At 40.8% G+C, this 22666-nt stretch carries 23 protein-coding genes; 6 read left to right on the top strand and 17 right to left on the bottom strand.

Features of this window, described 5'->3' with window-relative positions; genetic code table 11:
• Positions 1-7: 7 nt before the first annotated feature.
• The 4 genes from ACZ5B7_RS24245 (at position 8) to ACZ5B7_RS24260 (ending at position 3328) form a co-directional block, all read left to right on the top strand.
• Positions 8-655: an acetoin utilization AcuB family protein gene (locus ACZ5B7_RS24245; protein ID WP_213144586.1), complete on the top strand. Its 648-nt coding sequence runs from the start codon at positions 8-10 to the stop codon at positions 653-655.
• Positions 652-1824: an acetoin utilization protein AcuC gene (locus tag ACZ5B7_RS24250; RefSeq protein ID WP_464491260.1), complete on the top strand. Its 1173-nt coding sequence runs from the start codon at positions 652-654 to the stop codon at positions 1822-1824. The genes ACZ5B7_RS24245 and ACZ5B7_RS24250 overlap by 4 nt, the downstream gene beginning before the upstream one ends.
• Positions 1825-2147: 323 nt before the next feature.
• Positions 2148-2441: a transposase gene (locus ACZ5B7_RS24255; RefSeq protein WP_213140605.1), complete on the top strand. Its 294-nt coding sequence runs from the start codon at positions 2148-2150 to the stop codon at positions 2439-2441.
• Positions 2442-2452: 11 nt separating this feature from the next.
• Positions 2453-3328 (top strand): IS3 family transposase, encoded by an 876-nt coding sequence (locus tag ACZ5B7_RS24260; RefSeq protein WP_464494408.1) that lies wholly within the window; start codon positions 2453-2455, stop codon positions 3326-3328.
• A gap of 707 nt (positions 3329-4035) precedes the next feature.
• On the opposite strand, the gene ccpA is transcribed toward ACZ5B7_RS24260, so the two are convergent.
• The 12 genes from ccpA to ACZ5B7_RS24320 form a co-directional block, all read right to left on the bottom strand.
• The gene (gene ccpA, locus ACZ5B7_RS24265; protein ID WP_213144585.1) at positions 4036-5040 is read right to left on the bottom strand and encodes a catabolite control protein A; all 1005 of its coding nucleotides are present in this window, start codon (positions 5038-5040) and stop codon (positions 4036-4038) included.
• Positions 5041-5248: 208 nt separating this feature from the next.
• Positions 5249-6325: a bifunctional 3-deoxy-7-phosphoheptulonate synthase/chorismate mutase gene (locus tag ACZ5B7_RS24270; RefSeq protein WP_213144584.1), complete on the bottom strand. Its 1077-nt coding sequence runs from the start codon at positions 6323-6325 to the stop codon at positions 5249-5251.
• A 279-nt stretch (positions 6326-6604) separates the two neighbouring features.
• Positions 6605-6937 (bottom strand): bacillithiol system redox-active protein YtxJ, encoded by a 333-nt coding sequence (ytxJ, locus tag ACZ5B7_RS24275; RefSeq protein WP_464491262.1) that lies wholly within the window; start codon positions 6935-6937, stop codon positions 6605-6607.
• An 86-nt stretch (positions 6938-7023) separates the two neighbouring features.
• Positions 7024-7488 carry a YtxH domain-containing protein gene (locus tag ACZ5B7_RS24280; protein ID WP_464491263.1) on the bottom strand — a complete coding sequence of 155 codons (465 nt, stop codon included), beginning with the start codon at positions 7486-7488 and terminating at the stop codon, positions 7024-7026.
• Positions 7489-7508: 20 nt separating this feature from the next.
• The gene (locus tag ACZ5B7_RS24285; protein ID WP_464491264.1) at positions 7509-7973 is read right to left on the bottom strand and encodes a DUF948 domain-containing protein; all 465 of its coding nucleotides are present in this window, start codon (positions 7971-7973) and stop codon (positions 7509-7511) included.
• Between the two features lie 174 nt (positions 7974-8147).
• On the bottom strand, positions 8148-9449 hold the full coding sequence (murC, locus tag ACZ5B7_RS24290; protein ID WP_464491265.1) for a UDP-N-acetylmuramate--L-alanine ligase: 1302 nt from the start codon (positions 9447-9449) through the stop codon (positions 8148-8150).
• Between the two features lie 289 nt (positions 9450-9738).
• Entirely contained in the window at positions 9739-12264 is a 2526-nt protein-coding gene (locus tag ACZ5B7_RS24295; RefSeq protein WP_464491266.1) for a DNA translocase FtsK, read from the bottom strand.
• 154 nt (positions 12265-12418) lie between these two features.
• Positions 12419-13213, bottom strand: coding sequence for a DUF1444 domain-containing protein (locus tag ACZ5B7_RS24300; protein ID WP_378584324.1), 795 nt, complete (start codon positions 13211-13213; stop codon positions 12419-12421).
• Positions 13214-13300: 87 nt separating this feature from the next.
• Positions 13301-13615, bottom strand: coding sequence for a thioredoxin family protein (locus tag ACZ5B7_RS24305; protein ID WP_213119873.1), 315 nt, complete (start codon positions 13613-13615; stop codon positions 13301-13303).
• Between the two features lie 143 nt (positions 13616-13758).
• Positions 13759-14307 carry a hypothetical protein gene (locus ACZ5B7_RS24310; protein WP_464491267.1) on the bottom strand — a complete coding sequence of 183 codons (549 nt, stop codon included), beginning with the start codon at positions 14305-14307 and terminating at the stop codon, positions 13759-13761.
• 62 nt (positions 14308-14369) lie between these two features.
• Complete coding sequence (locus ACZ5B7_RS24315; RefSeq protein WP_464491268.1) at positions 14370-14891, bottom strand: DUF84 family protein; 522 nt, start codon at positions 14889-14891, stop codon at positions 14370-14372.
• 64 nt (positions 14892-14955) lie between these two features.
• Complete coding sequence (locus tag ACZ5B7_RS24320; RefSeq protein ID WP_464491269.1) at positions 14956-16029, bottom strand: M42 family metallopeptidase; 1074 nt, start codon at positions 16027-16029, stop codon at positions 14956-14958.
• 182 nt (positions 16030-16211) lie between these two features.
• On the opposite strand from ACZ5B7_RS24320, the gene ACZ5B7_RS24325 reads away from it, so the two are divergent.
• Positions 16212-16541: a PepSY domain-containing protein gene (locus tag ACZ5B7_RS24325; RefSeq protein WP_284036176.1), complete on the top strand. Its 330-nt coding sequence runs from the start codon at positions 16212-16214 to the stop codon at positions 16539-16541.
• Between the two features lie 46 nt (positions 16542-16587).
• On the opposite strand, the gene ACZ5B7_RS24330 is transcribed toward ACZ5B7_RS24325, so the two are convergent.
• Positions 16588-17427 carry a YtnP family quorum-quenching lactonase gene (locus tag ACZ5B7_RS24330; protein WP_464491270.1) on the bottom strand — a complete coding sequence of 280 codons (840 nt, stop codon included), beginning with the start codon at positions 17425-17427 and terminating at the stop codon, positions 16588-16590.
• A 73-nt stretch (positions 17428-17500) separates the two neighbouring features.
• Positions 17501-18160, bottom strand: a complete 660-nt coding sequence (gene trmB / locus ACZ5B7_RS24335) for a tRNA (guanosine(46)-N7)-methyltransferase TrmB (protein ID WP_464491271.1) — start codon at positions 18158-18160, stop codon at positions 17501-17503.
• A 158-nt stretch (positions 18161-18318) separates the two neighbouring features.
• Here trmB and ACZ5B7_RS24340 point away from each other — a divergent pair, with 158 nt between their 5' ends.
• Positions 18319-18597, top strand: coding sequence for a YtzH-like family protein (locus ACZ5B7_RS24340; protein WP_213144573.1), 279 nt, complete (start codon positions 18319-18321; stop codon positions 18595-18597).
• Here ACZ5B7_RS24340 and ACZ5B7_RS24345 read toward each other — a convergent pair.
• The 3 genes from ACZ5B7_RS24345 to ACZ5B7_RS24355 all read right to left on the bottom strand — a co-directional run bounded on the left by ACZ5B7_RS24345 (position 18594) and on the right by ACZ5B7_RS24355 (position 22665).
• A complete protein-coding gene (locus ACZ5B7_RS24345) occupies positions 18594-19367 on the bottom strand; it encodes a phosphotransferase (RefSeq protein ID WP_423799335.1) in 774 nt (257 codons plus the stop codon). The two genes, ACZ5B7_RS24340 and ACZ5B7_RS24345, sit on opposite strands and share 4 nt — an antisense overlap.
• Positions 19368-19559: 192 nt before the next feature.
• Entirely contained in the window at positions 19560-21695 is a 2136-nt protein-coding gene (pulA, locus tag ACZ5B7_RS24350; protein ID WP_464491272.1) for a type I pullulanase, read from the bottom strand.
• Positions 21682-22665: a diacylglycerol/lipid kinase family protein gene (locus ACZ5B7_RS24355; RefSeq protein WP_464491273.1), complete on the bottom strand. Its 984-nt coding sequence runs from the start codon at positions 22663-22665 to the stop codon at positions 21682-21684. Before ACZ5B7_RS24355 ends, pulA begins: the two co-directional genes overlap by 14 nt.
• Position 22666: the final 1 nt, after the last annotated feature.

Below are 22666 nucleotides of genomic sequence, written 5' to 3' on the forward strand. Positions count from 1 at the left end.
AAATCCTATGATCGTGGAAGAAATTATGCAATCGGATGTAGCTGCCCTCTCTCCCACTGATACCATTGCAGACGCCATGGCATTAATGGAATTAAGGAAAATTCGCCACATCCCAATTATTGATAAAGATGGGCACCTGGTTGGTCTTGTTACCGTTGCTAAAATAAGAGAGGCTACACCGTCCATTTTTCATGCAAATGAACACCCAGAAATTTTGAAAAAACCCCTAGATACGATAATGGAAAAAAACGTCATCACAAGCCATCCCCTGGATTTTGTTGAAGAGATCGCCGCTCTTTTCTATGAACATAAAATAAGCTGCCTTCCGGTCATCAATAATCGAAAATTAGTGGGAATTGTGACGGAAACCGATTTATTAAGAACAATGATTGAGTTAACAGGTGTTCATCAGCCTGGCTCGCAAATAGAAATAAAAGTGCCGAATATCTCCGGAATTCTCAGTGAAATCGCAGAAATTATCCGAAAACGGAAGGCAAACATCTTAAGTGTTCTGGTTTACCCAGATAAACAGGATGAGCAATATAAAATACTTGTTATCAGAGTTCAATTAATGAACCCTACCGGATTGATTCAAGACCTTAAAGAAGCTGGCCACCAGGTGTTATGGCCAAATTTGCCGGGGATGTCTATATGAATGATCGCTGTACCTTTATTTACTCAGAAGACCTTCTGAATTATCGATTCAACAGCCATCATCCTTTCAATCAATTCCGGCTTAAACTCACAGTAGATTTATTAAATAGAATAAATGCCTTAGACCCTAATCAGATTGTTAAGCCAAGAATGGCGACTGAAGAGGAGTTAACCTTAATCCATGACCCAAGCTACGTAGAAGCAGTAAAAAAGGCCGGCCAGGGGCTTCTTCCGAAAGAAATAGCTGAAAACTATGGTTTAGGTACTGAAGATACCCCTATTTTCGCTAATATGCATGAGGCTAGTTCTTTGATGGTGGGAGGTACCTTAACGGCTGTTGATGAGGTAATGTCTGGAAAGACACTTCATGCCCTGCACCTTGGCGGCGGTCTGCATCACGGATTTCGGGGGAAAGCCTCCGGATTTTGCATTTACAATGATAGTTCTGTTGCGATTAAATATATCCAGCAAAAATATAATGCCCGCGTTTTATACGTTGATACAGACGCCCATCATGGTGACGGAGTTCAATGGTCCTTTTACGATGACCCGAATGTCTGTACACTATCGATTCATGAGACAGGCCGATATCTGTTTCCGGGTACAGGCAATATTAACGAAAGAGGCCAGGGAGCGGGATACGGCTATTCATTCAACATCCCTGTTGATGCCTTTACAGAAGATGATTCGTGGCTGCATGCCTATAAAAATGCAATCAGGGATGTGGCCGAGTTTTTTAAGCCTGATGTGATCTTGACGCAAAACGGAGCAGACTCGCATTATTATGACCCATTAACCCATTTGTCGGCAACCATGAAAATATATCGGGAAATCCCAAAGCTTGCCCATGAAATTGCGCATCAATATTGCGGCGGCAAATGGATTGCCGTGGGCGGCGGCGGATATGACATTTGGCGTGTTGTCCCAAGGGCTTGGGCATTTATTTGGATGGAGATGACTGAAAATCCCAATTGTTTTGGCAGTTTGCCTGAAGACTGGATAGAGCAGTGGCAAAAAGAGTCCCCGGTGACACTGCCAAGGGAGTGGGATGATTCAGAGGATATTTATCCTCCAATCCCAAGAAAAGCAGAAATAACAGAAAAGAACTTAATCACACTTGAAAAAGCACTATATCCAATTCGTAATCATCAGAAAAGTGAATCTAGATAATAGGAATAGGCGGCTATCGAAAAACTTTCGATAGCCATTTATTTTACCTCATTATCATTATCGATTCACCACGTTAATTTATTTATAAAAATATTAATATAAAGCCTTTTTAACATGTTTGTTGATTTGCGCCCAGGGCGATTCGATTTTTCGCGGGGTTTTGGACATTTCCGCCTCTTTTTCAAACGATTTTGTCCGAAGGTTGCACTGGTTCGGACACTTCTACCTCTTTTTCAAGCGATTTTGAGGTTAGTCTAAAAAGTGGACACGTAAAAATGAGATTTAGATTATAATACAATCATCATTTAAAAGGACGTGTTCACATGGGTAAACATCATTCTCAAGAGTATAAAGAATATGTTGCAAAGTTAATCGTTGAGGAGGGGAAAAAAGCCTCCCAGGTAGCTTTTGAACTCGAGATCTCCCCTAAAACTGTTAGTCGATGGGTGGCAGCTTACAGGACTAAAACAAGTGCTGGGAAAGCTGGAGAAAACTATCTTACACCCACAGAACTTGAAAAACTGAAAAAGCAACACGAGAAAGAGATACAAAAATTGAAAGAGGAAAACGAAATTCTAAAAAAGGCCATGCACATCTTCACGAAAAACCAAGCGTAATTTATACGTTCATTCAAGCCCACTCTGATGAGCACGCTGTGGCGAAGATGTGCAAAGTTCTTAAAGTATCATCAAGTGGCTATTATAAATGGCTAAGGATCCAGAATAAACCTCAATCTGAGAAAGATGCCTACCGTAAAGAAATCAAGCAAAAAATAAGTAAATCATTTCACGAGAGCTATGGTACGTATGGGAGCCCCAGGGTCCATGCCGACTTGGTGGAGTGGGGTTATACCATTTCTCAAAAGACGGTTGCACGTATGATGAAAGAGATGGGTTTAACAGCCACACCAAAAGAAAAGTTTGTCATTACTACTAATTCAAATCATGATTTACACATTTATCCTAACCTGCTTAATCGCCAATTTAATGTTGAAAAGCCCAACCGAGCATGGGTAACTGACATTACGTACATTTGGACGCTTGAAGGCTGGGTTTATTTATCATCCGTTATGGATCTATTCTCAAGAAAAATCGTAGGCTGGAGTATGGCTTCACATATGAAAAAGGAGCTATCCATACAAGCATTAAATATGGCGATTGTTACAAGGCAGCCTAGTGAAGGGTTAATCCATCATTCGGACCGTGGGTCCCAGTATTGTTCAAATGATTATATCGACATCCTGAAAGGGAAAAACATGCATATCAGTATGAGCAGAAAGGGCGATCCTTACGACAATGCATGTATTGAGTCTTTTCATGCCACAATCAAGAAAGACTTGATCTACAGAAGACGCTTTAAGACCAGGGCTGAAGCCGTAAAAGCCATTAATCATTATTTAAATAGTTTTTATAATGAAAAACGAAAACACTCTACTTTAGGGCACAATTCACCGAATCAATTCGAGAGAAACCACCGGCAAGATGAAGTTGCATATACCTCATAATATAGCCATTTGGTGTTAGGAAATGAGCAGTCATGCTTTTCGACTGATCATTTCTAATACCGTACCAAACGAAGTGCGGTAGTGGTTTGGTTTCTAAAAGTCTTAAATTTTACTGTCCACTTTCTTGACAGAAGACCAATTTTGTCCGAAGGCTGCACTGGTTCGGACACTTCTACCTCCTTTTCAAGCGATTTTGTCCGAAGGCTGCACTGGTTCGGACATTTCCGCCCCTTTTTCAAGTGATTTTGTCCGAAGGTTGCACTGGTTCGGACACTTCCGCCCCTTTTTCAAGCGGTTTTGTCCGAAGGCTGCACTGGTTCGGACACTTCCTCCTCTTTTTCAAGCGATTTTGTCCGAACGTTGCACTGGTTCGGACACTCCCTCCTCTTTTTCAAGCGATTTTGTCCGAGGGTTGCGCAGGTTCGGACACTTCCTGGATGGAAATGTCCTCATAAAGCAGCACACTTACCAGGTGGAGAAAATGTGTGTTGCAATACTTTAGGATATTTGACTCCCAGTTGATTGGAGCGGAGGGCACTCGACTCCTGCGGGATATAGAGGTCACTGGAGACCCCGCAGGCGCTTTCAGCGCCGAGGAGGCTCCAGGACCTCCCCGCGGAAAGCGAGTGCCCGGAGGGGAAATCAACAGGCCCATTAGCAGGGTTTAGACAAAATAAAAAAGGCGACTAATTAGCCGCCCTTTTTTATTATTCCCTTGTTGATTGACGATGTTCAATTCGATGTGGAAGAACCACTTTTTGTTCACTTACTTTTTCTTTGTTCATTAATTTGGTTAACAAGCGCATTGCAACAGCCCCAATATCATAAAGAGGTTGAACAATCGTCGTAAGCTGCGGACGGACCATCAGCGACAGTCTCGTATTGTCAGAAGTAATAACCTCAAAATCCTCTGGAATACTGTAGCCCTTATCCTCAGCACCATGGACGACGCCAAGTGCCATTTCATCCGCACCAACCAAAATGGCCGTTGGTTTTTCGGATAGTTCCAGCATTTTTTCAAATGCTTCAATTCCGGAATCGTACGTATAATCTCCTTCAATAATTAGCTCTTCATTAAAAGGAATATTTGCATCTTCCAAGGCTCTCTTATAGCCATTTAGCTTTTTAACGGTGATATCCGGTTCATAAAGCGGTCCAATAACAAAAGCAATATGTTTATGCCCTCTACCGATAAACTCTTTTACTGAATCGTAGGCAGCCTGTTCATAATCAATGTTAACAGAAGGAATTTTTTCAGATTCTTCGATAGATCCCGCTAGCACAACTGGAACTGGAGACCTTTCAAACTCATCGACATGCTCAGGAGTAATATGTCCTCCCATGAAGACAATCCCGTCTACCTGTTTACCTAACATTGTGTTAAATAAATGTAGTTCCTTTTCTTTGTTTTGATCTGAATTACTTAAGATAATATTGTACTTATACATGGTGGCAATATCTTCAATCCCGCGTGCAAGCTCTGCAAAGAAGATATTGGAGATATCAGGGATGATAACTCCTACTGTAGTTGTTTTCTTACTTGCCAATCCTCTGGCAACCGCATTTGGACGGTATCCTAATCTTTCGATTACCTCTTGGACCTTTTTCCGGGTAACCGGCTTTACATTAGGATTCCCGTTAACAACGCGGGATACTGTGGCCATGGAAACATTCGCTTCACGAGCTACGTCATAAATTGTAATATTATTCACTTGTAACACTCTCCTAAAACGTACATTGTTTTCTTTATTTTATAGCATTTAGCTAAAATCTAGTCATTATTGCTTATGTGATAAAGTAAACAATCTTTAAGTATGTACTTATGATACGACAAGAAGAAAAAAGCCGCAATTATATTGTCAATATTTTTTTAAAAGCAGGAAAAAACCTCCTGCTATCATGGCAGAAGGTTCTTGTTGATTATACTCTTACAAAGTTGGATGCAAGGAGTTCATTGTAGAAGTGATCAAATTGCTCAAGGTTCATTTGTTGCTGTGCATCAGATAGTGCTACAGCAGGGTCTGGGTGTACTTCAGCCATAACGCCGTCTGCCCCAATTGCAATTGCAGCCTTCGCGCATGGAAGCAGCAAATCTCTTCTTCCAGTTGAGTGAGTAACATCTACCATTACGGGTAAATGTGTTTCTTGCTTTAAAATAGGAACAGCGGAAATGTCTAAGGTATTTCTAGTTGCCTTCTCATAGGTCCGAATTCCACGCTCGCAAAGGATAATTTGTCCATTTCCTTGCGCCATGATATATTCGGCAGCATTGATGAATTCCTCGATGGTTGCAGCTAACCCTCTCTTTAATAGAACAGGTTTATTCACTGCACCCGCAGCCTTTAATAATTCGAAGTTTTGCATATTACGTGCACCAATTTGGATAACATCGATGTAATCAATAGCCATTTCAATATCGGCAGGACTGACAATTTCACTAATGACGGCCATATCAAATTCATTTGCAACACGTTTTAATATTTTCAGTCCTTCTACACCTAATCCTTGGAAATCATATGGAGACGTTCTTGGCTTGTAAGCACCACCGCGCAAAAGCTTTAAGCCTTTTTCCTTCATAGCTTTAGCAACAGTTGCCACCTGCTCATATGATTCAACCGCACATGGACCGAAGACAAAATGCTGCTTGCCATCGCCAATTTTTTCACCTTTTAAGTCTACGATTGTATTTTCTGGCTGTTTCTTTCTGGAAACTAACAAAGCTTTCTTATGGTCGTCCTTTTGGAGGTCAAGCCCCGCTTTGAAAATTTCCTTAAACAGGTGATCAATTGTTGAATTTTCAAATGGACCATCATTATTCTCTTTAATTTTATCGAGCATCATTCTTTCACGGACTGGATCGAAGCGGAAAACGCCTTGACTTCCTTTTACCTGCCCAATCTCTTGGACGAGTCGAGCTCTTTCATTTATTAACCTCAACAATTCCAAGTTTAACTCATCTACACGGTCTCTTAACTGATCCAATTCATTATTGCCCATCTTTTCGTCCCCGTCCTTTCTTTTGTCGGCATTTATTCCTAAGTAAAGTTATCTTTTTTAAATAGGATTAAGTTTACTGCCTCACAATCAAAGATTTTTAAAAATTATAAACTTTTTTATAATTAGGGTTATTATAGCCGAAATAAATTTCTTTGTCATCACTTTTTTCTTTAACGATTAAACGCTTTTAAGTATTAAAGTGTTTTTTGATATATATTAAAGTAATATATGTGTTTTTTGAAAAATGGTGACTGTTATGCGGCAATATGGAACTATTTTTTATTCCTGAACGGGAATAGCTTGTGCCAAAGAACGATTCGTTATTTTCCAGTGTGAAGCATTCCACGATGGTTTCCCATCAGCAAAAAGAATGGCTTGTGGAGATTCGTGCTTAATTTGAAATTGCTCAGCGATTTCGTTTGATAATGGGCGGGAATCTTGAACTGCCAAGTAGTAAGTTGGGATATTTTTATGTTCATTCGAAAATTTCTCGTATTCTTTGTAGGCTGCTTGGCTGATTGGGCAAGTTAAGCTGTGCTTTAATAGATAAAATGAATTTTCGTTATTTAGTAATTCCGTAAACTCTTCAATTGAATCAATTTTTTTCAGCATAATTTTACCTCCAGATAATAATAAACGGTGAAGTAATTTTAACACTTCACCGTAATGTTTCACAAACTGTATGACTTATATTCCTTTTAAATCCTAACCTTGCTCTCTTCTTCCTCTAGTGCTTTTTGAGCTTCCTCTAATTTTTTTCGAATATCATCGCTATTTGCAGAAGCTTTTGTTGATGCCGTTTTTTCGTTTGAACCTTGAATCGAAATATAGGTGGTTTCGGAATCCTCATGCTGCTCAAAAGTGGTATCTGTTTTCCCTTTCACTTTATTCATTAGATTAGAGGATTGCTGGGCAAGCCCCTGGGTAAGTGAGATAGTTTTGGACTTTACATTTTCCCTTAGCGGTGAAGATTTATCGAGAAGAGATCCCGTTTGGTCAGAAAGTGTGTGGCGAAATTCCTGGCCTTTTTTTGTACCTAAGAGCAGCGCCGCTGCAGCACCCGCCAGACCGCCAATGATAACGCCCAGCAGAAAACTGCTGCTGCCAGATTCGTCGCTTCGAACTTGATTGGTTTCACGTGATTCATACTCTCTTTTTGTCATAATCCCTTCACTCCTCTTTTTTAATGTGAACGTTCCTTTTGCCTTTCATAAATGGTTTCTTCATTTTTGGCTTCCTTACGAGCCTGCCACATGTCTTTTAATTCAAAAAATACATTGCTCCACTGAATAATTTGCGAAACTTTTTCCTTGCTCTCTTCGACTTGCTCATCAATCGTATTCGTAATATTCTTTAAGGTTCCATTAAATTTCCTGACTGAGGTTCCAACCTCTTTAACAGAATCGACGACACTATTTAAGCGCACTGATTTATCTTTCAAATCTTCGGCAAGGGCATTTGTTTTTTGTAAGAGCTGTGTTGTTTCACTTGTGACACCTTCAACTTGTTTTTCGAGTCCCTTTAAAGTGTCCGAAACACTAGTAAGGGTAATTTTCAGGGATTTAAGTGTCGCTGATAAATAGAAAACCAGCACTAAAAAAGCTACTGCAATCAAGGCTACGCTTATGTATAAAATCAAGATCATCATAAAACCTCCGATATATCCTATTAATTATGTATTACCGTTCAAACTATGGTTTAAACCTCGTTCATATCTTATACTACTTCCAGTGATTTGTCTTGTTTTCCTGCAATTTGTTTAAAAAAATTCCTTATATTATTGATATGAAAAAAGGATGCCGCACTTGGCGGAATCCTTTTCTTATTTAGCAATTTGTTTTTCATAAGATTCCTGGAATTTCTGAATGTCTCCAGCCCCCATAAAGAGGATGACACTATTATCATGGTTCCCTAATAAATATGTGGTCTCTTCAGTGAGAATTTCAGCACCAGGGATTTTTTCCTCAAGATCGTGAATAGAAAGCTTTCCTTGTTTTTCACGAGCTGACCCAAAAATTTCACACAAATAAGTTTTATCCGCCAGCCTTAGGCTCTCAGCAAAATCTTCTAAAAAGGCCTGCGTCCTTGTAAAGGTATGCGGCTGGAACACGGCAACAATTTCACGATCAGGATATTTTTGCATGGCTGCATCGATGGTTGCTTTGATTTCTGTCGGATGGTGGGCATAATCGTCAATTAAAATTTGGCCGCCCATCCTTTTTTCCGTAAATCTTCGCTTAACTCCCTGGAAGGTCGTTAAAAGTTCTTTCACTACTTCCACATTAATATCTTCATAATGGCAAACGCCAATGACAGCTAGAGCATTTAGAACACTATGGTCACCGAATGTTGGAATGGAAAAGGTGTCATAATACGTATTGCGAATAAATACATCAAAGCTTGTTCCTTCTGTCGTTTTCACAATATTTGCGGCCTGATAATCATTTTCCTCCGCAAATCCATAAAACAAGACAGGAACCTTAGCCTGAATTTTTTGAAGTTGCTCATCATCACCATAAGCAAATATCCCTTTTTTCACTTGGAAGGCCAACTCCTGAAAAGCCGAAAAAACATCATCGATATTGGCAAAATAATCAGGATGATCAAAGTCAATATTAGTCATTATGGCATAATCAGGGAAGTAGGAAAGAAAATGCCGTCTATACTCACATGCCTCAAAAACAAAATACTCCGCACCTTCTTCTCCTTTACCGGTACCGTCACCAATTAAAAAGGAAGTAGGCTTCGCGCCTGCGATTACATGCGAAAGCAGACCCGTGGTGGATGTTTTGCCATGGGCACCTGTGATGGCTATGCTGGTAAAGTTTTGCATAAAGTCGCCTAAAAAGCGATGGTAACGTATAATAGGAAGCCCTAGTTTCATGGCCTCTTGAATTTCCTCATGCGTATCAGGAAATGCGTTCCCGGCAATGATTGTCATCCCTGGCTCGATATTTTCTTTTTGGAACGGGAGTATTTTAATCCCCGATTGTTCAAGGGCCAGTTGAGTAAAAAAGCGCTTTTCGACATCGGAGCCTTGGACCTGAAATTTCATATCGTGGAGCACTTGTGCAAGTGCGCTCATACCAGACCCCTTTATACCGACAAAATGGTAAATTGTCATAGAAGAACCTCCAACCAACGTCTATCTGTAAAACAGTATATGACATCTGTCTGTATTTGCTAATCTGAAAAAGCAGGGAGAATTGCACACCTGCTTTTCCTGAACATATTTCAATATTATATCACTGTTTATCCGTAAAAACTATTTTCGAACCCGAATTGCTCCAATGGTACTATTCGCTAATCAGAATTTACTGTTGTAAATTTGAACGCATAAGTTCAACTACAACTCATGAATCTTCCTATCGGACTCTCCAATCGTTGAGTTTTCATTTATTATTTGTCTATATTTACATATTTAGACTTGCATCCTGGATGGATTCCAAATCCGCTTCGTTGATTAACACTTCCCGCGGCTTGCTTCCGTTTGCACCTGAAATATAACCCTGCTGCTCCAGCATATCCATTAAGCGTGCAGCCCGGTTATAGCCAATTTTAAAGCGGCGCTGCAGGCTGGAAGTTGAGGCTGCTCCTTGTTCGATGATAAATTCACAGGCATCATAAAACAACTCGTCCTCCTCCTCCGTTATTTGGGCCTTTTTTAAAAGTTCTTCCTGCACAAATAAATATTCCGGCTCGCGCTGTTCTCTAACATGGGCGACAACCACATCAATTTCTTCATCGGTTACAAATGTGCCCTGCAAGCGGACCGGCTTTGATGAGCCATTTTCCAAAAAGAGCATATCACCGCGGCCAAGCAGCTTTTCAGCACCGCTGATATCAATGATGGTACGTGAATCCACTTGGGATGAGACCGAAAAGGCAATCCTTGTCGGGACGTTTGCTTTTATTAAACCAGTGATGACATCCACAGACGGCCGTTGCGTTGCGATAATTAAATGGATACCGCACGCTCTTGCCTTTTGGGCTATCCGGCAAATGGCTTCCTCTACATCAGCAGGCGACATCATCATTAAATCAGCCAGCTCATCAATTATAATGACGATATATGGGAGCTTGTCGGAATATCTTTTATGCTCCATAGCCAGTTCATTAAAGCGGCTGATATCGCGGACGCCGGTATGGGCAAATAGCTCATAGCGTCGTTCCATTTCATCGACTGCCCATTTTAACGCAGCGGTTGCTGCCTTAACATCGGTAATAACCGGGCTGACTAGGTGAGGAATCCGATTATATGGTGCAAGCTCCACCATTTTCGGGTCAATTAGCATGAGCTTAACATCTTCAGGTCTGGCTTTATATAATAAGCTAACTAAAATCGAATTAATGCAGACACTTTTTCCGGATCCTGTTGCCCCGGCAATCAGACCGTGGGGCATTTTCTTTAAATCTGTCACAATCGGCTTGCCGGCAATATCGAGGCCAAGCACCACCGTTAATGGGGATGCTGTATCACTGAAAACGCCGCTGCCGATAATTTCGCTGATTCTCACCGGCCTTGATTGTTGGTTCGGCACTTCAATTCCAATCGTGTGTTTCCCCGGAATTGGTGCTTCGATCCGGATATCCCTGGCAGCAAGGCTTAATTTGATATCATCACTTAGATTGGTAATCTTGTTCACTTTGACACCAGGTTCAGGCTGTACTTCAAAACGGGTAACAGACGGACCTTGCGTTACATTTACCACATTTGCGCCAACATTAAAGTTTTGCAAGGTTTGGTTTAGCAATTCCTCTTGATAAAGCATCCATTTTGTATCGATGATTTCGGAAACCGGGGGATGGAGCAAATCCGCCATTGGGAATTGATATTCGCCCGCTGCGGCAATCTCTTGGATATGGTGGTCTTTTTGCTCTTCATGACAGCTATTGGTTTCAACGATTATTTCTTTTTGCTCTGTATTAATTGATTCCTGCTGTTGCGGTTCCTCTTTCACTTTAAGGAGGCTGTTGTTTTCCACGACTTGCTCTTGTTGAGAAGCGGCAATTAAAGCCTGCTTTTGCCGTTCTTCGTCGAGTCTTCTTTTCTTTACTTCCCATTTTTCCCGATCCTGCTTTAACATCATGACGTTGAAAGGAAGATGAGAACGCTTAGGCTTAGGAGGTTCAGATTCCTCGAATTGGTCCTCTTCGATACGAAGTGGAAATTCGGATTCCTCGTTTTGGTTATCTTCAATACGAAGTGGTGGTTTGGATTCATCGCTCTGGTTATCTTCAACACCTAGTGGTATCGTGGATTCCTCGATACGAAGTAGCAGTTCACCAACCTTGCCTTCAGGTTCTTGAACATCTTCAATCAGAACAGAGCTGTTATCTGTCTCTTCGGAGTATGTATTGTCCACTGGAGTGACTTCATCAAGGGCCACATTCTCTTTAATTTCAGTTTCTGTTTCCAAACTCTTATGGACAAAATTTGATATTGTCATTGTGGGATTTTCTTCCGTCAGCAGCGGAGCGGACTTGCTTAATTTTTCTTCCTCGAAAAAATGACATAATTCATGTTCAACTACCGAGTCTGTTTTTCTCGGCCGATTGAACCCAAATACTGGGGAAGGAATTTCGGTTGGGTGAAACGGCCCCCGGGCTTTTTTTAACGGTTCTATTTTCGCCTTAATTGGTTCTTTTTGAATTACTTTTTGCCGTTCTTTAACCGATTGTGGGAGATTCTCTGTCTCTCTTCCAATTTTCTTTTTCCGCCACTTTCCTTCTAGGGGTTTTATTGATTCCAAAGGTAAGGGTGCCTTTAATTTGTTTTTTGGATATTGATAAGAAACTCTTGCATCCAAATCCTTAGTGCTTTCACTTTGAAAAGCAAATGAAGGAACTTCCGATTTATCATGATGTAAGGGGTGCTTGTCAAATTCCCCTTCCTCATCTTTTTTTAATTTTTGAAAAAAGTTTTGGATCCAGCTCAAAACTATCACTCTTTCTATTTCACTTCTTGTCACTCTATTTTATCAGCATTTTTTATTTTTTCGACACTATTCTTTAGAAACAGCCAAAATATATGAAATTTCGTTCTTGAGACACAGAAAAACAGGATCACCTTCATCAAGTGATCCCAGTTTATTATTTATTTTTCCCTAAAATAAATATCGGCTCCAATTCTCCATTTTCATATAAAAACGACAAGGCGGTGATAGGTACGCGGCCGCTTGCGAAAAAGCTCATCGCCATTTGTGCCATCACATCATAGCCTCTGTCATTGCGGATATCCGCGATAATTAAGACATCCTGATGGGGAACGGCCACTACCATTGTCCCGGTAATCCGTTTTTCCATATCAATCAGGAATCCCTTGTTTAAAATCCGGCTTGCATCATAGCCATCATTGGTGTTAAGGAAGTAGAAAATATTTCCAGCAACCTGATCCTCCTTTACAGATGTGGAAAGCGATCTTGCGTTAAATAAGGCAATTTCCTTAATCCGTGATGGATCCCATCCTTCTTTTTGCATAATGCGGGAATCAATTAATCGGTAGGTTTTCCCCATATCATAGGCATAATAGATTTTTGTTTCCGCAGTATGGTCGTCAGTCAGGAAAGGAACCCCTTCTTCGGCTTCCTTCGGAAAAGAGGTCGAGCGGATAACCGGGAAGATTTTTTTCTCATGGTCGGTTAACTGGACGGTTTCCTCCATGGCCCGAAGCCCTTCTTCCACATAATAAACAACCTCGTCTATCGCTTTATCCTTCTCATCGTGCCATTTAGCCACAATCCCTGCTAGAGCAACCGTAATCCCTTTTCCTGTTCGTTTGCTTTCAATACGCAGCTGATCTTTATCACGATCATAGGTTACTACTCTATCTTCATTATCTAAACGCGATTCTAGTTCTCGCCTCATCTTTTTACTGTCCATTTTCATTTATATCCCTCCGATATTAAAAGGAGTAGTTTTCTTTTTTAGATAAAAAGGCTCCTTCTCCAAAAGGAGATGGAGCCTTGTGCTAATTTATTTTAAACCTGTAATAAATTTTTCGATTTCCTCTTGTGTTTTACGGTCTTTACTAACAAAGCGGCCCAGTTCTTTACCGTTTTCGAAGGCAATAAAACTTGGGATCCCGAAAACATCGAGCTGCTGGCATAAATCGATATATTGATCACGGTCTACATGGATAAAGGTATATTCCGTGAATTTGGACTCAATCTCTGGCAAGACTGGTTCAATAAACCGGCAGTCCCCGCACCAATTAGCTGAGAACATAAAAATCGTTTTTCCCTGGTCACGCAATTGCTCAAATTGCTCCATGGATTCTAAATGTTTCATTATTAACGACCCCCGTATTGAAAGAATGTTTTTTCAATCATAACAATCCATCCGCTTGTCAGTCCAATAATATGCAATCGGACATCCCCTATTATCTTAACCAACCATGCCAAACTAAAAACGAAGGGATTACCTTCGTTTTTTTATTTGTATGTAACCGAATGGACTATTTGCGTCATTGCTTTCGCTTCTTCTTCAAGGCTTGAAGTTTTCACCTGAGTGGTTATTTTTGAGCCTCCTACACCAACGGTCATTTCATTCATATCATCTTTTAGCTTTTTAATGGTCAAATAACCGAACATTTTATCGTCTGTGAATTTCTCATTTGTATCCAGTTTTTTATACTGTTCAACTGTCGTTTTATACACCACTTCACTTGAAGGGCCTTCTTGGGGATTCACAAACAGAATATAAGTTTTCGAGCCATTTTTTAAAATGATATTATTCGGTGTGGTGTCATCAATTTCATATCCGAACGGAAGGTAAAAATGAATTTTTTCACTTTTTTTCGAAGGCTTTTTTGCCTTCTCATGAAACGTTGTATTCACAGTTTTTATAGTTGCTTTACTTTCCTCTTTATATGATGCATTTCCACATGCAGTTAATAATCCCAACAATATTATGAAGATCGTTATGATTTTAAAGAGTCTCAGACTGCTCTCCCCCTTATAAAAACAATATTCTATCTCCATAATAACTGCCAGAATATTCAAATGACAAGACTTTGTCGAAAAATAGTGTCGAAAAATATACCTTATTTTACTTTTAATTTTTGCTGATAGGTAAATTGCCCTACTAAAAGCTTCATAACATGCGTAAACATCTCGGCCCGATTGACCATTCCATTCGTAAAGACCCCGACAGCACCTTCCTGCTTGCTGACGTTTTTCTTTTTCGCGTAATCCTCCATAACCGGGCCAAGCTCTTCACCAGCCCTTAACCTTACCGCCACTTCCTCAGGCAGTAAAAATCTTGCGCCGCCAGCTACAATCGGCTCCATATCGAGGGTGGCAAGCGCTCCCCAATTGCAAAGCAACAGTCCGTGACTAGTTTCATGGACGCCTCCCTCAAGTCCGATGCCGATATTGCCATTTCCTTGTTCAAGCGCGCCTTTTGCCCTGTTGATCGCCCCTTTTATTGTTTCTTCGTCGGAGAAGGGCTGCTCGCTAACCCCTGATTGTACGTCTAAGGATATAAATTCTGCCTCCAGGTGTTGAAAGCTATTTTTGACCGCCATAATTTTGGTAGGATTTTTTGATCCAATAATAATTTTCATGCTCGTTGCTCCTTTTTAGAAATACAGCAAAGGAGGCATGATGTAACATCACGCCCCCGCTAAATTAGCTGTTTGATTTAATTGTTTCCACAGTTGTTTCGTCACATGCCTTTACTAGCTTAACCAATAATTCCTTAGCCGCAGCGTAGTCATCGACATGGACGATGGAAGCGTGGGTATGGATGTAACGGGAGCAAATTCCGATAACAGCGCTTGGTACCCCTTCATTTGACAGGTGAACACGGCCGGCATCTGTTCCACCTTGTGAAACAAAGTATTGATACGGAATCTTGTGCGTCTCGGCCATATCGAGAACAAATTCCCTCATCCCGCGATGTGTTACCATTGACTTATCAAGGATACGCAATAATGTTCCCTTGCCCAATTGACCAAATTCATTTTTATCTCCAGTCATATCATTGGCCGGGCTGGCATCAAGCGCAAAGAAGAGATCCGGCTTAATCATGTTAGAGGCAGTCTGAGCACCGCGCAGTCCTACTTCCTCTTGAACCGTTGCTCCCGAATAAAGAATATTAGGCAATGTTTCATCTTTTAGCTCCTGAAGCAGTTCAATCGCCAAACCGCAGCCATAGCGGTTGTCCCATGCCTTCGCTAAAATTTTCTTTTCATTTGCCATTGGAGTGAACGGACAAATCGGCAGGATGGCCTGCCCTGGCTTAATGCCGATTCTTTCAGCGTCTTCACGGTTATCCGCCCCAATATCAATCAGCATATTCTTAATTTCCATCGGTTTGTTTTTCTTTGATTCATCCAACAGATGCGGCGGGATGGATCCTACAACACCGATGACCGGGCCGTTTTTTGTCATGACTTGGACGCGCTGGGCGAGAAGTACCTGGCTCCACCAACCGCCAAGCGTCTGGAAACGGATCATTCCATTCTCGGTTATGGCCGTAACCATAAAACCAACTTCATCCATATGCCCTGCGACCATGATTGTCGGGCCGGCCTCATTCCCTCTTTTCACGCCGAAAACACTGCCAAGCTTATCCTGAACTATTTCATCGGCATATTGCGAAAGCTGTTCTTTCATAAATTTGCGGACTAAATGTTCATTACCTGGAGCCCCAGGCAGCTCGGTTAAGGTTTGAAAAAGCTTCAAGGTTTGTTCATTCATATGTAGAAAACTCCTTTAGTCTTTTTATCTCATACTATGTATCATTTTTATTTTACAGAAGTTATAAACAGCTTTCCAATATTTCATTTTTCTATAGGTATTATTATCTTCTTATTTTAAAATACGATATACTGAAAGGAGAAAAATTCCTGGCATTTTTTTGAAGAAAAGGGGGCTTTGTGATGAACTGGAAGTCTTTTTTAATCGGAGTATCGGTTGGTATAGTTGGGGGATATGCGGCGAAACAGATTATTTCTCAAAAAACCAAGGTCTCACCTGAAAAGGTGTTAGAGCATGTGAAGGAACAATTTAAACAAAACGGACCAATCAATGGGTCATGGATACATATGAAAGTGGAGCCTTATGAACAGCATCAGGTGCAATATCAGGTCTATAAGGGCGGTATTTCAAAAAATAATGATGGAAACAACGAACAATATGAATTTATTGCCGATGCCTTAACCGGAACGATTTTGGATATCCGCAAGCTATCTGAGAACTTGGTGTCTTAATGAAAAATAGCCGCATCTTAATGATACGGCTATTTTTCATTAAGCTTTAAACTTCCCTTTTAATGCTTTCCGCTATTTTATGATCCGGTCCCCACTTAACAGCCCGGTAAAAGGCATCATGGTAAAAGGTAAACCAGGCATTTTTCTTGAGTGCATATGGAAGCCATTTTTCCTTCGCCCGGATGGAGTCCATTGGATAATCATCATAGGCCATTACCCATAGAGCATTTTGATGGGCGTGGGTAGCCATTAAGTCAGCCATGTGAATGGCTGTTTCGCCTCCATCCTCAATTATAAGGATCGAATGCCCGTTGCTGTGCCCTCCGGTGCGAAACATTTGAATCGGCCCAAAGCTCCACGTCTCCTCAAAGGTGACAACCTGCGTTTGCACCGCTTCCCAATTTTCCTTCCAGTATGTATTTTTTGAACGAATATTGGGTTGTCTCATTTCATCCCATTCAATCTTCGAAGCGATGATCTGGGCATTTGGAAATGTTGATACATACTCCCCATTGACAAGCTTAGTCAAACCGCCTGCATGATCAAAGTGAAGATGGGTCATTAACACATAATCGATGTCTTTCGGAGTTAGGCCTATTTTTTCTAAAGAGGCATCAAGTTCGGATTCCTTTGTGACGCCAAAGTTTCTTAATTGCTTTTCAGTCAACTTGCCGCTGCCAAGCCCCGACTCCACCAGCAGATTTTTTCCATCAAATTGAATTAAGATTGGATCTGTTGGCAATTCAATTTGGTTATTCTCATTCGCCGGATATTTTCTTGACCATAACGGTTTTGGGACCACACCAAACATGGCCCCGCCATCCAAATTCGTAACCCCTCCTGAAACCCAAGTCAAAGTAACAGTACCAATTTTTAATGATTGCATGTTTCCTCTCCTTCCCTTTTCTATAGTTTACCATTACCGGAATTGTATGAAAATTAAAAGAGGACAGTCTTTTTTAAGACTGCCCCTCGGTATCATTCTGGTATTTCACTTCACACCGATAAATTCGATTGCCCATTTCGGAAAATTTCTGTTCATACTCGGTCATGATATTTCCTTCAAAATCACTATTGTGAAGATCTAGGCTAAGGAACTTTAATAACAAACCATATTCAGAAAAACTCATTAAGGAATACTCAAACAGACCTTGATTATCCGTTTTGAAATGAATCTCTCCGCCATCGACGAGGATATTCTCATAGGATTTAAGAAAATCCTTGTAGGTTAATCTTCTTTTTTCATGACGGGTCTTTGGCCATGGGTCGGAGAAATTCAAATAAACCCGATCCACATCATTCTTGGCGAAGTATTTTTCTAATTCTGCAGCATTGACATTAAGAAGCTTTACATTAGGCAATTCCGCTTCAATCAAGCGATCCAAAGCCGCCACAATCACGCTGTCATATAGCTCAATTCCCATATAATTAATGTCCGGATGGGCTTTGGCCATTTCAGTTATGAACCGCCCTTTGCCAGTGCCAACTTCTATGTGAAGCGGGTTGTTATTTCCAAACACTTCATCCCATTTTCCTTTGTTTAATTCCGGATTTGGGACTGCATATTGCGGATACTCCTCTATTTTATCCTTTGCCCAAGGCTTATTTCTGAGTCTCATTTATTTGCCACTCCTAAAAAATATTATCGTTTAATACATAGCATGCTCATTTTTGTCTTGCAAGTAAAACCGTGATGCTGGTGTGAATAAATAAAAAAAGAATTCACAACCTAACTGTGAATTCTTTTTTCATTCCCACTTGAAAGGGTGTGCTTTTTATGCCATTAAGTCATCATGACCAAGTAACCTTGCTCAAAGATATATTAAGCAATCATCAAACAGATTGCTGCGGGTCCGTTGCCGAATGTGAACAATTGGAACGATTAATCAAATCCTTGATGGTAAACAATCAGGTTGATCAAAATGTCAAATCGATCTTACAGGAAGTTTACCATTACAGCCAGGCAGGAGCGCAAACCGCAGATTTAGACGGGCATATTACAGCCCATCAAGAAAACCTGTCACAATGGGTAGATGATATTGGGCAATTTTCTTAAAGTATGTCCCTTAAGAATTGAATCCACTTATTCATCTCATCCATACGATGTTTATTTTTATAAAATTGGATCGAAGATAGGGTCTGCAATGCCACATACCATTGCATTCTAAGTTTCAAATCATCGGTTAAGTTTTCCCCGTACATTTTCAGCCAATCCTGCCAATTTTCTTCAGGAATGTACCAATAAAGGAGCATTCCTAAGTCAATGGCAGGGTCCGCAATCATCGCCCCATCCCAATCAATGAGGTACAACTGATTGTCATCAGTCCAAAGCCAGTTATTATGATTGACGTCACCGTGGCAAACGACCTTTTCCTCACAATAAACGTTTTTCGCTTCTTTTTTTAAAAAGCTGAGTGTTTCTTGAACTTCCGGAAGGATAAATAGCTCTTCATCCAATCCAGAGACCACCGATTGAAAGATTGTTTCAGGCTGCAATGGTGATTTTTCCAGTCTGCTCAGCATTCCAAGCATAGGCTCAGAACGATGAATTTTCTTTAGAAGTTTGGCAACAACCTCTTGATTCATTTCCGTCGATTTCAGTTCCCTGCCTTCAAGCCATTGCTGGGCTGTAATGACATCTCCATTTTCCAATCGTTTTGTCCAAACAAGCTTTGGGACAATTCCCTCTGCCGAAAGTACTGCAAGGAATGGAGACGAATTTCGCTTCAAAAAAAGCCGTTGGTCTTCATGCCTCGCATAAAAGGCCTCTCCGGTGGCCCCGCCGGCAGGAATAATTTCCCACTCTTGTCCTAATATATGCTCCAAAACTGTTCACCTTCAACTTATGCCGTTCTTTGAGGTTGGGGCCCTCATCTAAATCAGAAGTAAAACCCAGACGTGCGAAGGTTTTACGAATTGTTTTATTAATAAAAAAAAGCTATTGAATAATAGCATACAATAGCCATCATAATAAATTTTATCTCCTATTGCTATTTTTCGTCAAGTAATCCTGGAAAACTATTTTTTCACTAAAACATTTAACGATATAGGTTCTACCTGAATTTCTGGGCCTTGAAAAACTTTTTTTGCAATAATACAGGCAGAATCTCTGTCGGCTAAAATGCTCCATTCTCCGTTTGGAATATTAACCTTATGAGAAGTTAAGGAAGGATTAGTGATTAGAATAACGACAGAATCTCCCTGTTGAAAAGAGCATCCCAAAATTGGCGATGGAAGTGGCAACCTGCTTACTTGATTGCGAATTTCTGCTGCGGTTCTAAACCGGAAACAAGGGTATTCTTTTCTGATCTGAATAAGCCCTTTTACATAATCTATATTTTCTTTAAATTGACTTTTACGATTCCAGTCCAGTTGGTTTATGGAATCTGGAGATCGGTAGCTGTTACCTTCACCTTGTTTTGTTCGAAAAAATTCCTGACCGCTGTGAAGGAAAGGAATTCCCTGCGCGAGAAGAACGATCCCTGTTGCAAGACGATGATACCTCATTCTTACAGCATCATCGACATCCGGCAGACAAGATTGCAGCTTATCCCATAGGGTATGATTATCATGGCATTCCACATAATTGATGGATTGGACTGGTTCATTAAAGCTTCCTGCCCCTTTGGTCCTCAACCCAATACTTCCAGTAATCATTTCAAAGGCCGCCTCGAGATATTGTTTATTCCCTAAAGCATATCCTTTATCCAATATATTAAAGGTACTCCCCTTGATGGTATCGCGAAACTGGTCATTAAACTGGGCAATATTAGGCAGTTTCGCCTGATTGGAAATAATTGCCTTTTTCTGAAAAGGAAGCGGTGTATTTAAGTTCCAGCCCTCACCGAGGATGATAATACCCTTTGACAGGCTATCACATACCTTTCTGACCTCGTTCATTGTTTCAATATCCAGGATTCCCATTAAATCAAAGCGGAAACCGTCAACATGATATTCCTCCAGCCAGTAGCGGATGGAGTCAACAATAAATTTTCGGACCATTTTCCTCTCTGAGGCAATGTCATTTCCCACACCTGTTCCATTGGCAGGAAGGCCTATTTCGTTATGCCGGAAGTAGTAACCGGGAACAATTTTTTCAAAAGAGGATTCTTCACGGATATAGACATGATTATAAACAACATCCATAATGACCCTGAGGCCGACTCGGTGAATTTGGTCAATTAGATCTTTTAATTCGGATATCCGGGAATACGGGTCAGAGGGATTGGTGGAATAGCTGCCTTCCGGAGCATTAAAATGGAGCGGGTTATAACCCCAGTTATACTCTTTATCTGGATTCCATTCATCGACTCCTGCAAAATCGTGGAAAGGAAGGAGTTCAAGATGGGTAATGCCCAATTCCTTTACATAGGATAGGCCTGTGGGTTCTCCATCCACACCTTTGGTATTTAGTTCACCAGCACCAAGATATAGTCCTTTATTTTTCACACCGCTTTCCGGATGAATCGTAAAATCGCGGACATGGGCTTCATAAATGATTGCCTCTACTGGACTGGTCATCGGCGGCAGTTCTACCTTTGGCCGTGCTGTTTTCTCAAAACTAACAATAACTCCATGCTCCCCATTGGCTGATACCGCCTTAGCATACGGATCCACTGCTTCCCGCCATGTTTTGTTAACCTGTACCAGGAAGCTATATTGATACAATTCTAAGTCGCGATTAATATCTAAACACCATACGCCTCGATCCCCAAGCTTCATTTTTATGATTTCCGCATACTGGGTGGCGGGGTGGCGCAATTTTAATTTCACTTGCGTGGCAGTCGGAGCCCATAATTTAATTTGGGACCTATCACGTTGATACGTTACCCCCAAGTCATTTCCTTCATAAAGAAACTTATTATCAAACGCTTCTGTCCGAATAACTGCCCCTATTTGAAGGTCCGTCCTGCCGCCATGGTCATCAGCAATCACATATTCTTTGCCAAAACAAATCTCATCAGCTAACCGGCAAGTGTATTTCAGATAATTTTCTATAGGAATTTTATCGATGATGTTCAAAGGACTCTTTTCCGCACCGCAGATTAAAGAAAATGAAGATGACTGGCCATTGTGGTAGGAAAGGGGAAGAAGTATCGTAATGATGGTTATTTCATCCAAATAGGCCTGAAAGATCCTTTTAGTGGATTCCATTCGAGTCCCTCTCTTTCAAATCAACTTCGTCCTTATAGCGCATTCGCGTTAACACTTGTAAGGCTTTTGGAATAATCTCTGCCTTTAATGGAATATGTCCAAAATGCTCCCCATCTCCATGAACATAGAGCTTCACATCTGAACGAATTGTTATTGCTCTTCCTTGAAATGATTTTACCTCTTTGAAATAAATATGCTTCTCCCAAAAAACACTGATAAAAACAATTAAAAGCTTCAATCTTGATAACTCATGAACCACTGTAATATCAAGTAAACCATCCTGCGGTTCAGCAGCAGGTGCAATTTTCATTCCGCCCCCATAGTAAGGCTGGTTGGAGACAGTCACAAACCATGTTTGTTTAAATTTATGCTCTTTACCGTCAATTGATAAATCAATTGTAGAAGTTTTATAACAAAATAGTTCTTTCAGAAGAAAGTAAACATAAACCAGACGGCCCAAAGAGAGTTTGTTTAGTAGGGCTTTTACCCGCGAATGATTGACCTGATATGCAATCAATGCATCAAATCCGGCTCCCATATTATTAATAAAATATTGTTCGGACTTGTCCTGCATCGTAATTTTCCCAGCATCCATCGATGGAGCATCACTTTTCATTAGACGGAGCATCACTTTTAGGGCGGCAGCTGGGTCCGCTGGAATTTGAAATCCTCTAGAAAAATCATTTCCTGATCCGCCCGGAATAAATCCTAACGTAATAGTTGGATGGTTAATGATTCCATTCACCACTTCATGAAGTGTCCCGTCACCTCCGACGGCGACGACGATTTTAGAATGGTTATTCTGGACCGCAATTTGCGCAGCCAGTTTTCTAGCATGTCCAGAATACTCCGTAAAAAAAGCCAAATAAGAAATTTCCTCTGACTTCAACTTCAGCTCAATTTTTCTCCAAATTTTATAACAATGGCCATTGCCGGCTTTAGGATTTATCACAAAGTATAATTCTTTCATA

It is taken from the genome of Neobacillus sp. S1115, from assembly GCF_055385565.1.

What these genes read in the sequence shown, in the direction of transcription:
- ACZ5B7_RS24245 (WP_213144586.1), top strand. Translation starts at nt 8, where the DNA reads ATGATCGTGGAAGAAATTATGCAATCGGATGTAGCTGCCCTCTCTCCC.
- ACZ5B7_RS24250 (WP_464491260.1), top strand. Translation starts at nt 652, where the DNA reads ATGAATGATCGCTGTACCTTTATTTACTCAGAAGACCTTCTGAATTAT.
- ACZ5B7_RS24255 (WP_213140605.1), top strand. Translation starts at nt 2,148, where the DNA reads ATGGGTAAACATCATTCTCAAGAGTATAAAGAATATGTTGCAAAGTTA.
- ACZ5B7_RS24270 (WP_213144584.1), bottom strand. Translation starts at nt 6,325, where the DNA reads ATGGGCAATAATGAATTGGATCAGTTAAGAGACCGTGTAGATGAGTTA.
- ytxJ (WP_464491262.1), bottom strand. Translation starts at nt 6,937, where the DNA reads ATGCTGAAAAAAATTGATTCAATTGAAGAGTTTACGGAATTACTAAAT.
- ACZ5B7_RS24280 (WP_464491263.1), bottom strand. Translation starts at nt 7,488, where the DNA reads ATGACAAAAAGAGAGTATGAATCACGTGAAACCAATCAAGTTCGAAGC.
- ACZ5B7_RS24285 (WP_464491264.1), bottom strand. Translation starts at nt 7,973, where the DNA reads ATGATGATCTTGATTTTATACATAAGCGTAGCCTTGATTGCAGTAGCT.
- murC (WP_464491265.1), bottom strand. Translation starts at nt 9,449, where the DNA reads ATGACAATTTACCATTTTGTCGGTATAAAGGGGTCTGGTATGAGCGCA.
- ACZ5B7_RS24300 (WP_378584324.1), bottom strand. Translation starts at nt 13,213, where the DNA reads ATGAAAATGGACAGTAAAAAGATGAGGCGAGAACTAGAATCGCGTTTA.
- ACZ5B7_RS24305 (WP_213119873.1), bottom strand. Translation starts at nt 13,615, where the DNA reads ATGAAACATTTAGAATCCATGGAGCAATTTGAGCAATTGCGTGACCAG.
- ACZ5B7_RS24310 (WP_464491267.1), bottom strand. Translation starts at nt 14,307, where the DNA reads ATGGAGATAGAATATTGTTTTTATAAGGGGGAGAGCAGTCTGAGACTC.
- ACZ5B7_RS24315 (WP_464491268.1), bottom strand. Translation starts at nt 14,891, where the DNA reads ATGAAAATTATTATTGGATCAAAAAATCCTACCAAAATTATGGCGGTC.
- ACZ5B7_RS24320 (WP_464491269.1), bottom strand. Translation starts at nt 16,029, where the DNA reads ATGAATGAACAAACCTTGAAGCTTTTTCAAACCTTAACCGAGCTGCCT.
- ACZ5B7_RS24325 (WP_284036176.1), top strand. Translation starts at nt 16,212, where the DNA reads ATGAACTGGAAGTCTTTTTTAATCGGAGTATCGGTTGGTATAGTTGGG.
- ACZ5B7_RS24330 (WP_464491270.1), bottom strand. Translation starts at nt 17,427, where the DNA reads ATGCAATCATTAAAAATTGGTACTGTTACTTTGACTTGGGTTTCAGGA.
- trmB (WP_464491271.1), bottom strand. Translation starts at nt 18,160, where the DNA reads ATGAGACTCAGAAATAAGCCTTGGGCAAAGGATAAAATAGAGGAGTAT.
- ACZ5B7_RS24340 (WP_213144573.1), top strand. Translation starts at nt 18,319, where the DNA reads ATGCCATTAAGTCATCATGACCAAGTAACCTTGCTCAAAGATATATTA.
- pulA (WP_464491272.1), bottom strand. Translation starts at nt 21,695, where the DNA reads ATGGAATCCACTAAAAGGATCTTTCAGGCCTATTTGGATGAAATAACC.
- ACZ5B7_RS24355 (WP_464491273.1), bottom strand. Translation starts at nt 22,665, where the DNA reads ATGAAAGAATTATACTTTGTGATAAATCCTAAAGCCGGCAATGGCCAT.